The organism is Halorubrum sp. AD140 (assembly GCF_034497445.1).
Lineage (GTDB): Archaea > Halobacteriota > Halobacteria > Halobacteriales > Haloferacaceae > Halorubrum.
On record NZ_JAXRUU010000075.1, the window covers coordinates 1 to 12,240 of the forward strand.

General features: G+C 67.3%; 11 protein-coding genes. 8 read left to right on the forward strand and 3 right to left on the reverse strand.

Annotated features, from left to right (window positions below; translation table 11 throughout):
* Positions 1–137 (reverse strand): hypothetical protein (locus U4E84_RS14630; protein ID WP_322532862.1); only part of this gene is annotated, 137 nt, incomplete at its 3' end.
* Positions 138–521: 384 nt separating this feature from the next.
* Between U4E84_RS14630 and U4E84_RS14635 the strand changes: the two genes are divergently transcribed.
* The 8 genes from U4E84_RS14635 to mtnP all read left to right on the forward strand — a co-directional run bounded on the left by U4E84_RS14635 (position 522) and on the right by mtnP (position 7,635).
* A complete protein-coding gene (locus tag U4E84_RS14635; protein ID WP_322532852.1) occupies positions 522–1,568 on the forward strand; it encodes a PAS domain-containing sensor histidine kinase in 1,047 nt (348 codons plus the stop codon).
* A 351-nt stretch (positions 1,569–1,919) separates the two neighbouring features.
* Positions 1,920–2,615: a phosphoribosyltransferase gene (locus U4E84_RS14640; RefSeq protein WP_322532853.1), complete on the forward strand. Its 696-nt coding sequence runs from the start codon at positions 1,920–1,922 to the stop codon at positions 2,613–2,615.
* Between the two features lie 9 nt (positions 2,616–2,624).
* Entirely contained in the window at positions 2,625–3,284 is a 660-nt protein-coding gene (locus U4E84_RS14645) for an HD domain-containing protein (RefSeq protein ID WP_322532854.1), read from the forward strand.
* Between the two features lie 155 nt (positions 3,285–3,439).
* On the forward strand, positions 3,440–4,864 hold the full coding sequence (locus tag U4E84_RS14650) for an FAD-dependent oxidoreductase (protein ID WP_322532855.1): 1,425 nt from the start codon (positions 3,440–3,442) through the stop codon (positions 4,862–4,864).
* Positions 4,865–5,059: 195 nt separating this feature from the next.
* Positions 5,060–5,311, forward strand: a complete 252-nt coding sequence (locus tag U4E84_RS14655; RefSeq protein ID WP_322532856.1) for a hypothetical protein — start codon at positions 5,060–5,062, stop codon at positions 5,309–5,311.
* Positions 5,312–5,511: 200 nt separating this feature from the next.
* Positions 5,512–5,706, forward strand: a complete 195-nt coding sequence (locus U4E84_RS14660) for a hypothetical protein (protein ID WP_322532857.1) — start codon at positions 5,512–5,514, stop codon at positions 5,704–5,706.
* Positions 5,706–6,701 (forward strand): putative sulfate exporter family transporter, encoded by a 996-nt coding sequence (locus U4E84_RS14665; protein WP_322532858.1) that lies wholly within the window; start codon positions 5,706–5,708, stop codon positions 6,699–6,701. The genes U4E84_RS14660 and U4E84_RS14665 overlap by 1 nt, the downstream gene beginning before the upstream one ends.
* A gap of 67 nt (positions 6,702–6,768) precedes the next feature.
* Positions 6,769–7,635, forward strand: coding sequence for an S-methyl-5'-thioadenosine phosphorylase (gene mtnP / locus U4E84_RS14670; protein WP_322532859.1), 867 nt, complete (start codon positions 6,769–6,771; stop codon positions 7,633–7,635).
* Between the two features lie 344 nt (positions 7,636–7,979).
* Here the strand turns inward: mtnP and U4E84_RS14675 are convergent, their stop codons facing one another.
* Together U4E84_RS14675 and smc are read right to left on the reverse strand one after the other, a co-directional pair.
* Positions 7,980–8,972 carry a ScpA family protein gene (locus U4E84_RS14675; RefSeq protein WP_322532860.1) on the reverse strand — a complete coding sequence of 331 codons (993 nt, stop codon included), beginning with the start codon at positions 8,970–8,972 and terminating at the stop codon, positions 7,980–7,982.
* A partial coding sequence (gene smc, locus U4E84_RS14680) for a chromosome segregation protein SMC (protein WP_322532861.1) occupies positions 8,965–12,240 on the reverse strand: 3,276 nt, incomplete at its 5' end. The genes U4E84_RS14675 and smc, both read right to left, overlap by 8 nt.

Sequence of the window (12,240 nt, forward strand, 5' to 3'; positions counted from 1 at the left end):
GTGCGCGTGTTGGGCTCCTCGTCCGCTTCGGGTTCCGTCGAACAGCCGCAGAAGATCTTCGTGTCGGTCTCGAGCTGGACGTGGACCTCCAGCCCGATCACGACCGTCCGCTCCTCCGTCGCGGCCTGAGTGCTCATTACCGACCCGTTGCGGGCGGGTCACCTAAATCGTGTCGGGACCGATACGTGGCTTGTCCGTGTCGAGTCGACGCGAATTCGAGAAGTTCGCGTTCGTGGTTCGCAGGCTCTGTTGAAATCTACTTGTTCAGACGCACTCTCGACTGAAACAGCCGGTCGCTGAAGAGCGCGAATTAAGCGCCGAGAATCCTACCAGTTCAAATGACATTTAACTATCTCATAGGATACACATATCTCGCGGAAATCTCGCGCAGAGTGATCTGGGTTTGTTCGCATCAAACAGTTATATTGCATAACTGACAACACCTGTTGTATACTTCTCCATGATCTGCAGTATCCGCTGCTGCAACGAGACTTTATGTGAAATGAACCGAGCAAGATAGTATGACGGATACGTGTGCTCAAACAACTGAGGAACTTTCTGCACTAGTGGATCATCTCGACAGAACGACGATCTGGACAGTGTCCGAACCGGGAACATTTGATTATATCAGCGATGGGTTCGAAAAGCTCTGGGGGATCTCTGCCGATGTGCTCCGGGACGACCCCGCCCAATTACTCGAAACGATCCATCCGGACGATCGCGACTTCGTCCGTTCCCAAATGGAACAGGATCCGGAGGAATTGTCGGAAATAGAATATGAGGCGCGGATCGTTCGACCGGATGGGGAAGTTCGATGGATGAAAACTGAACAAATTCCGATTTGGGACACGAATGGAGATCTCTCACACGTAATCGGCCTTTCGACCGACATCACGGAGCAGAAGCACCGTGAAGAGGAATTAGCGGTACTGAACCAAATTCTTCGTCACGACATTAAAAACGATATGGCTGTTATCCTCGGCTGGATGGAATTTCTTGAAGATCACGTCGATCAGGAGGGTCGCGAATATTTACAGAAAACGCTGTCCTCCGGCCGAAATATCGTCGAATTGATTAACTCGACTCGTGACTACGTCGAATTGATCGTAGAGGACGATGAGATGGATCTACGATCAGTACCTCTCAAGTCGATACTCCAGACGGAGATCGATATTCGCCGAGAAATGTATCCGAATACAACGTTCGTTGTTGACGGTGAGATACCGGATGTTTCGCTGCTGGCGAACGATCTCCTCTCGTCGGTGTTTCGAAATGTGCTGAATAATGCGGTACAGCATAACGACACAGCGGAACCACAGACCACCGTCTCATTCGCTGATACCGGAACAGCGGTCGTCATACAGATCGCGGATAACGGACCGGGAATCCCGGACGATCAAAAAGAATTGCTCTTCGACAAACAGGCGAAAGGAGCAGCGAGCTCGAGTACCGGGATGGGTCTGTATCTTACGGCGACATTGGTTCGGAATTTTGGAGGTGAGATCTGGGTAGAGGATACTGACTCAACAGGGTCGGTGTTCAAGATCAAACTTCCGAAAGCGAACTGAACTCATCTCTGCGTCGTTGCTCATACATTGGCGACCGATACGGATACCGCCAAAGCCCGAGCCGGCTACCGTTACATAGTCGACGACAGATCGACGGCGAGTACCTCCAACCCACCCGACCGCACCGCAACCGCACCTCACGCCTCCCCAGCCTCGGCGGACGGCCCGGCGCGGGCGGAGCCGCGCCGGACCGCCGCCTCCCTCGCGCGGGCTGCTCGCGGCCTCCCGGCCGCTCGCAGGCGCACGCCACCGCTGTTTCGAGCTGGATATGTCGCGACGCTCGCCGCGGTCGGTTGCTCTCCGGGAGCGTTGCTAAACCCTTATGAACGCGCGGGTGGGAGGAACGGCCGTATGAGCGATCTCCCGGACGACTTCGACTGCACCCTCACCACCTGGGAGTACATCTACGGGCTCTGCCGCAACGTCTCGAACGAGGTGAAACGCGCCGACTTCGAGCCGGACGTGGTCGTCGCGCTGGCCCGCGGCGGCTGGTTCGCGGGGCGGTGCGTCTGCGACTTCCTCGGGCTCAACGACCTCACGAGCCTCAAGATGGAACACTACGTCGGGACCGCGGAGAAGAGCGGCGAGCCACAGATCCGCTACCCGATGCCGGAGGGCAGCGTCGAGGGGAAAGACGTCCTGATCATCGACGACATCGCGGACACCGGGGGCTCGATCCGCCGCGCCGAGGAGTACGTCGACGACCGGAACGCCGGCGAGGTCCGCACCGCGACGCTCCAACTGCTCGGCACCTCCGAGTTCCAGCCGGACTTCGTGGGGGAGCGGCTCGAACAGTGGACGTGGGTCGTCTACCCGTGGAACTTCCTCGAGGACATGATCGACCTCACCGAGGGCGCGATGGAGCGCGCCGAGCAGGACGCCTTCGACCGCGAGGACGTCCGCCACTACCTCGAGGAGTACCACAGTATCGGTCGCATCGAGATGGAAGTCGCCCAGCCCGGCCGCCTCGACGAGGTGCTCGACGAGATGGTCCGCCGCGGCGTGGCCGACCGCGCCGGCGACGACGCCTGGACGCTCGCCGAGTAGCCGCCCGCGATGGCCGACGACGAGCCGGAGTCCGGCGGTGAGGACGCCCGCGACGCCGAGACCGCACTCGACGCCCTCCTCGACGCCTACGCGCTCAAAGACGAGCGACGCACGGGCTGGCAGCTCCGCGGCGTCGAGGCCCCCGAGTCGGTGGCCGCGCACGCGTGGGGCGTCGCGTACCTCGTCTTGGCGCTCGGCGACCGGTTCCGAGCGGACCTCCCCGGGCTCGACCTCGACCGCGCGCTCCGGCTCGCGGTGGTCCACGACGTCGCCGAGGCGGAGACGGGCGACGTCGCGACCCGTGCCGACCCGACTGCGGACCCGGTAGATCCGGAGGCTAAGGAGGTCGCCGAGCGCGAGGCGATGGTCGACCTCGCCGGGCCGCTCCCCGACCGCGTCCGCGACGCGTGGGAGGCGTACGAGGCCCGCGAGTCGCCGGAGGCGGTCCTCGTCAAGGAGTGCGACCTCCTCGACGTCTGTCTCCAGGCCGTGATCTACGAGCGCGACGACCGGTACGACCCCGCCGCCGGCGACCCGGACGCGTTCCGCGAGTACGACGATCTCGACGAGTTCTTCGCGACCGCCGAACCGCGCCTCCGGACCGATACCGGCCGGGCGCTGTTCGCGACCCTCCGCGACCGGTACCGGGACGCCCGAGACGGGGGATAGACCGACCTCGTCGTTCCGAGCCGCGCCGCTGTGTTCGACGACTGTCGAATCAACAAAACGACGAACGTAGGTCCTCTACCGCCGGATCAGCGCTCGAAGATAGCAAGACCGTTAACCGCCGAGGTTGTTTCGGGGAGTGAGAGCTTTCACCACGTATGACCGAGCACACTGATCTGATCATCGTCGGCGGGGGGATAAGCGGCGCGTCGCTCCTGTACACGGTCGCGAAGTTCACCGACGTCGACGACGTCACGCTGATCGAGAAGGAGCGGGAGATCGCGGCGGTGAACTCCAACCGCACGAACAACTCTCAGACGCTCCACTTCGGGGACATCGAGACGAACTACACTCTGGAGAAGGCCGAGGAGGTCAAGGAGGGCGCCGAGATGCTCGCGGGCTACCTCGAGGGGACGGACCCCGACCGCGAGATGCACAGCAAGCGGAGCAAGATGGTGCTCGGCGTCGGCGCCGAGGAGGGCGCCAAGCTCGACGAGCGCTACCACGAGAACGGGTTCGGCGACCTCTATCCGAAGCTCCGGGAAATCGGTCGCGAGGAGATCGCCGAACTGGAGCCGAAGGTCGTCGAGGGCCGGGACCCGGACGTCGAGCTCGCGGCGCTTCAGACGCCGGACGGCTACGTCGTCGACTACGGCGCGGTCGCGCAGTCGTTCGTCGACGACGCCCGCGAGGAGGACGGCGTCTCCGTCCACCTCGGCACGACGGTCGAGAACGTGGAGGAGGGGAGCGACGGCTTCACCGTCGGGACCGACGACGGCGACTTCGAGGCCGACGCCGTCGTCGTCGCCGCCGGCTCCCACAGCCTCCAGTTCGCCAAGGAGATGGGGTACGGCGAGGACATGTCGCTGTTGCCCGTCGCGGGGAGCTTCTTCCTCGCCGACGACCTGCTGAACGGGAAGGTGTACACGCTCCAGATGAAGAAGCTCCCGTTCGCGGCGGTCCACGGCGACGCCGACGTCCACGACCAGGGCGTCACCCGATTCGGCCCCACGGCGAAGCTCATCCCCGCCCTCGAACGGGGCGAGCTCTCCACCGTGAGCGACTTCGCCGACGTGTTCGGCTTCTCGCCCGCGTCTATCCTGAGCTATCTCAACATCCTCTCTGACCGGATCCTCTTCCCCTACGTGGTGCGAAACCTCGTCTACGACATCCCCGAGGTCGGCAAGCGCGCGTTCCTGCCGGACGTCCAGAAGGTCGTCCCGAGCGTGGACGCCGACGACATCGAGCGCGCGAAGGGGTACGGCGGCGTGCGCCCCCAGATCGTCGACACGGAGAACAAGACGCTCGACATGGGCGAAGCGAAGATCACCGGCGACGGGATCCTGTTCAACATCACGCCCTCGCCCGGCGCCTCCACCGCGCTGAAGAACGCGATGGCCGACGTGCAGACCGTCCTCGACTTCTTCGACGCGGACCACGAGTTCGACGAGGCGGCGTTCCGCGAGGCGACGATCGAGAACTTCCCGCGCGTCGACGACGCGGCCGCGGCGGACCCGGCGGCCGCGAGCGACGCCGATGACGACGACCCCGACGACCGCGTCCCCGCCGAAGCCGACGACTGACCCGTCGACACTCGGACCCGCCCGCGCGCCGCGCGGAACCGGTCGGGAATCCACCCTCCCGCTCCCCACACAGGGATCTGCCGCGGTCATCCGAGTTGAGCCGGATACGACCGGTGCAAATCGGAGACAATCCCGCCAAAACCGGCTGTAGGGCCGTCTCTCCTTTTATTCGACCACCCGGTACGACGAGTTGCAATGTTCGAAGCAGATCCGCTCACGACGGCAACGCTCGCAGCCGACGCGGCGACGGTGGCCCTGCAGGCCGGTCCGCCGGCCGACGCCGCCTCGCAGGCCCCCGCGTTCGTACAGGAGATCCTCGCCGAGATCGGTTCATCGGCCGGTGACGCGTCGGGCGGGATCGGCGAGACGATCAGCGGCATGACTCCCGGCGGAGGCGACGCGGCCGAGCGCGCGGGCGACGCCGCGGGGAGTGCCCCCGGCCGATGACGGCTGTCGCCTGACCGAGAGCCCTCGCCCCCCGATCGACACCGTTCGCCGGCTTTTCGCGTAGACAGTCCCGTCCGTCCCGCTCGAGTCGCCCGACCGTTCGAACACCGGGCGGTCGACGGCCCGGACGGCCCCCGTTTCGATCCGAGGATCGCCGCTGAGTCCGTTGTTATATACGTCGAGCGCGTCGACCCGGGTGCATGGCACCGGACACCCCTGACGAACAGCGAGGCGGGGTCGACGACGCGTCCGTCAGCGGTGACGCAGCCTCCCCCCTCGTCGACCGGTGGACCGCGCTCGACCGCGGCTGGCAGGCGCTCGCGCTCGGACTGGCCGTCGTCGCCGTCCACCTCGCCGCCCAGCTCGTCGGACTGCTTCCGGCGGCTCCCCGCTGATGGGGATCGTCGCCGCCGCCCGCCCGTACGTTCCCGGGATCGCGCTGCTGGTCGGCGGCGCGGCCGTCGCCACCCTCGTCGCCGGCGCCGTCGACGGGCTCCAGCCGCTCGTCGTCGCCGTCGCGCTCGGGGCGCTCGTCGGCAACGCGGTCGGCACGCCCGAGGCCGCGGAGCCCGGCGTCGGCGTGGACACGCTGTTCCTGGAGACCGGGATCGTCCTGCTCGGCGCGGCCGTCGTCGTCGAGGAGTTCCTCGCCGCGGGACCGACGGTCCTCGGCATGGTCGTCGTCACCGTCGCCGGTGGGCTCCTGTTCGCCGAGCTGGTCGCGCGGACCCTCTTCCGGCTCGACGGTGCCACGCCCTCGCTCCTGGCCGCGGGCGCGAGCATCTGCGGCGTCTCAGCGGTCGTCGCGATCGGGCGCGTGCTCGACGCGCGCGGGTCGGCGATCACGTTCGCGGCGGCGACCGTCCTCCTGTTCGACGCCGTCACGCTCGTCGCGTTTCCGATCGCGGGCGAGTGGCTCGGACTCACCGGCCGCCAGTTCGGCGTCTGGGCCGGCGTGAGCATGTTCTCGACGGGCCCCGTCGCGGCCGCGGGGTTCGCGCACTCGCCGGAGGCTGGCCAGTGGGCGACCGTGACGAAGCTCGCGCGCAACTCGCTTCTGGGCGGCGTCGCGGTCGCCTACTCGCTGGCGTACGCGGCGCGGTCGGCCACCGAGCCGGGCGTGCGCCGGCTGTGGGCGGAGTTCCCGAAGTTCCTGCTCGGCTTCCTCGCGGTCGCCGCGGTCGCGAACAGCGGGATCCTCTCGCCGGCCGCGCTGGAGTCGATCGGGCGGGTCTCGGACGCGCTGTTCACGCTGGCGTTCGTCGGTCTCGGCCTCTCGATACGGATCCGGGAGATGCGCGCGGTGGGCGGCGCGGCCGTCGGCGCCGTGCTCGTCCACCTGCTCGTCGTGAGCGCGCTCGCGCTGGCGGCGGTGCGGTGGCTGCTGTGATGCGCGTCGGTCGCGCGGCGCCGACCGCGTTCACTCCTTATAAGTAGCGAGCGGGCGCACTCCGGGTATGAGCACCATCGGCTTCATCGGCGGCAGCGGCATCTACGAGGCGCTCCCCCTAACCGACGTGCGCGAAGTGGAGTTCGACACCCCCTACGGCGAGCCGAGCGACGCGATCACGATCGGCGAGTTCGCGGACACCGGGAAAGAGGTCGCGTTCCTCCCGCGACACGGCTCCGACCACGGCGTCTCGCCCACCGACCTCCCGTACCGCGCGAACATGTACGCGCTGAAGCGCGTCGGCGTCACCCACATCTTCGCGTCGAACGCGGTGGGGAGCCTCAAGGAGGAGCTGGCGCCCGGCACGCTCGTCGTCCCCGACCAGATCTACGACCGCACCAAGGGCCGCGACCTCTCCTTCTACGGCGACGGCGTCGTCGTCCACCAGCCGTTCGCGGACCCGTACAGCCCGGAGCTGGTCGACCACCTGACTGCGGCCGCGGAGTCCGCCGCCCCCGCCGACACCGACGTCGCGAAGGGCGGCACCTACGTTTGCATCGAGGGCCCGCAGTACTCGACGCGCGCGGAGTCGGAGTTCTACAAGGCGCAGGGGTGGGACCTCGTCGGCATGACCGCGATCCCGGAGGCGAAGCTCGCCCGCGAGGCCGAGATCGCGTACGCGACGATCGCGGGCGTCACCGACTACGACGTCTGGAAGGCGGACAGCGAGGTGACGCTCGAAGAGGTGCTGGAGAACGCCGAGAAGAACCAGGCGGCGATCAAAGCGGCCGTCGAGGAGGCAGTCCGGACGCTCCCGGACGACCTGGAGTGCGAGGCCCACACGGCGCTGGAGGGGACCGTCAACACGCCGACCGACGCGATCCCTGAAGAGACCCGCGAGCGCGTCGAGCCGCTGCTGGGCGACTACTTATAAACAAACGGCGGTGCGGTGGCGCGTGCCTGCGAACGGCCGACAGGCCGTGAGCCAGCACGCGCGAGGGAGTCGGACCGGCGCAGCTGCGCCGGTCCGACGAGGCTGGGGAGGTATGAGGTGCGGTGCCGTTCGGTGCGAGAACGGGATTCAAAGGGGCAGTCGGGTCCGGGAAGACGGGCGACGCAAGCACCGCAGGGAGCGAGTGAAACGAGCGACTGAGGAGCACAGCGAGCCCATCGACCGGAGCCGACTGGGGCTTTGGAAGTATTCGCCGTCGATTCTCCATCGATTAGTTATAAGCGATCGGCCGGGGATCCGGAGCCGACTACGGCGTCGAAAACGGACTAGTCCGCGATCGCTTCCGACTCCGCGGTCATCGCCGCGGGGTCTTTCACCCACAGGTCGCCGAACAGGTCGTCCTGCTGGAGCCGCACCGAGCCTCGGTGGGCCATGAACAGCAGCGCGAGGTACGTCATGAAGGGGCGCCCGCCGGCCGTCTCGATCTCCGCGAACAGCACCTCCGTGCGCCCGCGGTCGTAGTGGGTCCGGAGGACGTGGTCGATCTCCACGATCACCTCCTCGATGTCCTCGTCGTGAGTGCGGTCGGTCGCCTCGCCCGCGGTCGGCTCGCCGTCCCGCCGGAACTCGTCGCCGGTGTGGTAATCGAGCGTCTGCGTGCCGCGGGCGTAGCCGTGCGGTGACTCCGAGGTGTCGTACTCGCGGGAGTCCTTCCACCACGAGCCGCGCTCGGCCTCCCGGAGCTCGCGGACGAGCTCGTCGAGGGTCTCGGGGGATCCCCGCGTGTTCTTCCGGTCGAGCCGGCGGTCCATCTCCGCTTCCAGCTTGTCGACCGGGTCGAAGCCGCCGTCGGCGGGGTCCGGCGCACCGCCCTGCATCGCGACCTCCCACGGCTCCGGCTCGGGCTCCTCGTCTTCGCCGTCGTCGTCGGCCAACATCCCGTCGCTCTTCATCCGCAGGAGGACGCTGGCGTAGAAGAGCGCCCGCCCGGTCGTCCGGAGGTCCGTCTCGTCGAGCCGGTCCAGGAAGGCGTCCGTCACCCGCACGATGTCGATGTCCCACGGCTCGATCTCGCCCTCCTCGGCGAGCTGGACGAGGAGCTCGACGGGCTCGACCTCGCCGTCCTCCTCGTTTGCAGCGTCGTCGCCCGCGTTGTCTGCATCCCGATCTCCGTCGCTCTCGGTCGACCCGCCGCCTGCGGGCGGTTCCGGAAGCGACCCGTCCCGCGACGCGCCGTCGCGCTCGCTCGTCAGGTCGAGGCTCGGGACGCCGTCGGCGTCGCCATCGCCCGTCCCCGCCGGCTCCGGCGGCTCAGTCATCCGCGGTCACCTCCCCGTCGCCGTCGCCGCCGTCGTCGCCGAACTGCATCCCGGTGACCGCAGAGAGGTTGTCGCCCTGCATCGTGACGCCGATGGCGCGGTCGGAGCGCTCCAAGAGCGCCGAGCGGTGGCCGACGACGACGAACTGCGCGTCCGCGGCCAGCTCCTCGATCATCTCGCCGACGCGCTCGGCGTTGACCGCGTCGAGGAACGCGTCGATCTCGTCGAGCGCGTAGAACGGCGCGGGGTTGTGCCGCTGGATCGCGAAGATGAAGGAGAGCGCGGTCAGCGACTTCTCGCCGCCGCTCATCGCGTCGAGCCGCTGGACCGGCTTGTCCGCGGGCTGCGCCTTCATCGTCAGCCCCTCCTCGAAGGGGTCCTCGGGGTTCTCTAAGAGGAGCTCGCCGCTGCCGGCCGAGAGGCGCGCGAAGATGTCCTCAAAGTGACCGTTAATCGACTCGAACGTCTCCATGAACGTCTTCTTCTTCGCCGCCTCGTACCCCTCGATGCGCTCCTCGATCCCGTCGCGCTCCTCGACGAGGACGTCCCGGCGCTCCTGGAGCGTCTCGAGTGCCTCCTGGACCTCGTCGTACTCGTCGATCGCGAGCATGTTGACCGGCTCTAACGCGTCCATCTCGGCCTCCAGCTCCTCGATCCGAGACTCGACCTCGTTGAGGTCGGGGATCTCCTCGGCGTCGTACTCGCCGACCTGCGACTCCAGCTCGTCGATCTCCCAGGCCAGCCGGTCGCGACGGTCCGTCAGGTCCTCCAGGTCGGACTCCGCGTCGGCGACGAGCGAGCGCTGCTCGTCGCGCTCGCGGGTCGCCTCCTTGATCTCCTCGCGGAGGTCCTCGCGGTCGGCCTTCAGTTCCGCGAGCTCCTCCTCGAGGTCGGCGATCGCCGCCTTCTTCTCCTCGAGCTCGGCCTCGCGCTCCTCGATCGCGGCCTCATGCTCGGTGATCGCCTCCTCGGCCTCCGCCTTCCGGTTCTGGGCCCGCTCGACCGCGTCGTGGTGCTCCTCGATCGCGTCCTCGGCGAACCCCTTTTCCAGCTCCAGCTCGCTCTGTCGACCGTCGAGCGAGTCCATCCGGTCTTCCAGGTCTGCGATTTCGGCGCGAATCTCGTCGGCTCGCTCGGAGAGCTCCGGGATCTTCGAGTCGGCGAGCTCCGCCTCGATGTCCTCGATCTCGGCCTCCAGCTCCGCGATCTCCGTCTCGAGCTCGTCGAGCTCCGCGTCCAGCTCGCTCATCTCCGCGTCGACCGACTCGCGTTCGGCCTCCAGCTCCTCGAGCTCGGTCTCCAGCTCGTCGATTCGCTCCTCGGCGTCCGCCAAGTCGTCCTCGGCGCGCTCGACGTCCGCCTCCAGCGACCGGACCCGCTCCGCGGCGTCGGCCTTCCGGTCGCGCGCGTCGTCGATGTCGCCCTCGAGGTCGTCGATCTCCGCCTGCAGTGACTGTCGCTCGTCTTCCAGCTCCGCGATCGTCGTCGCGAGCCGTTCGAGCTTCCCGCCGCCGGACTTGGTGAACGCGTACCGCGAGCCGCCGCCGGAGCCGCCCGTCATCGCGCCGGACTTCTCGACGAGGTCGCCGTCGAGGGTGACCATCCGGTAGTCGCCCATCAGGTCGCGGGCGGTCGACATGTCCTCGACGACGAGCGTCGAGCCGAGCACGTACGAGAAGATCGACTCGTAGGCGGCGTCGTACTCGACGAGGTTCCGCGCGAAGTCGACGACGCCCGGCAGCGAGGGCTTCCGCGGGAGGCTCCGGTCGTCCATCTTTGTGATGGGGAGGAACGTCGCCCGGCCCGCGTTCCGCCGCTTGAGGTAGTCGATACACGTCGAGCCGACCCCGTCGTCGTCGACGACGACGTTCGCGAGCCGGCCGCCGGCGGCGGTCTCACACGCCTCCGCGTACTCGCCCTCCACCGAGCCGAGCTCGCCGACGGCGCCGTGGACCCCGTCGATGCCGCCGTTCTTCACCTCCGTCACCGCGCGCGGCCAGGAGGTGTCGCCGCGCTGGTCGGCGGCGGCCTCCAGCTTGGCGTACTCGTTCTGCTTCTCGCGGAGCTCCTCCTCGACCGCCTCCAGCCGCTCGCTCCGCTCCGCCTTCTCGGAGAACAGGTCGGCGACGGCGTCCTCGATCGTCTCCTCGTTCTTTCTCGCCTTGTCGAGCTCGCTGTGGAGCTCGGAGATCCGCGCTTTGTGCTCGGGAAGCGACTCGCGGGCCTCCTCCAGCTCGGTCCGCGCCTCGCTCACCGCGTTCGACCGGCGGCGCGCCTCGTCGAGCAGGCGGTCCTTCTCGCGTTGCGTCTCGTTCTTCTCCTCGCGCAGCGACTCGATCGCCGCCTTCTTCTCCGACAGCTCGGCTTTCAGCTCGTCGAACTCGGTGTCGGCGCCCTCTATCTCGGCTTCGACCTCCGCCAGCTCCGAGCGCTTCGTCGCGATCTCGGACTTGACGGAGGCCTTCTCGACTTTCACCTCCCGGATCTCCGACTCGAGGTCGCCTATCGTCTCCTCCTTGCGGTCGATCTGGACGAACGCGTCGCGCCGGTCCGTCTCCGCCTCCGCGGCGCGCTCCTCGGCCGCCTCGATCTTGTCCTCCAGCCGCGAGATCTCGCCTTTCACCTCCTCGATCTCCGAGCGGATCTCGATCTGCTCGTCTTCGCCTTTCGTCTCGATCTCGTGGTTGAGGTCCGCCAGATCCTCCTCCAGGCGCGTGAGCTTCCCCTGTCTGGCGTCGAGCTCCTCGCGGAGCTCCGCGAGATCGGCCTCCGCCCCGTCGATGTCGTCCTCGACGTCGTCGAGCGCCTCGCGTTTCTCCTCCAGCTCGGAGGCCTTGAGGAAGCCGCGGTACTCCTCCAGCTCCTCGCGGAACCTCTGGTACCGGAGGGCGGTCTCGCGCTCATCGGCCAGCCGGTCGAGGCGGTCCTGCTTCTCGCCGATCCGGAGGTCCGCCTCGCCGATCCGCTCTTCGACCGTGTCGAGCTCCTCGTAGGCGGCCTCCTTCTTCTCGTCGAACTCGGCGACGCCGGCGATCTCGTCGACGATTCCCCGCCGCTGGTAGGGAGTCATGTTGATGATCTCCGTGACGTCGCCCTGCATCACGACGTTGTATCCCTCCGGCGTCACGCCGGCGGCCGCGAGCAGGTCCTGCACGTCGGAGAGGTTCACCGAGCGCCCGTTGAGGTAGTAGTACGAGTAGTAGTTGTCCTCGGTCTCCTTCACGCGGCGCTTGATCGTGATCTCGGAGACGTCGCCGACGTTCTCCGT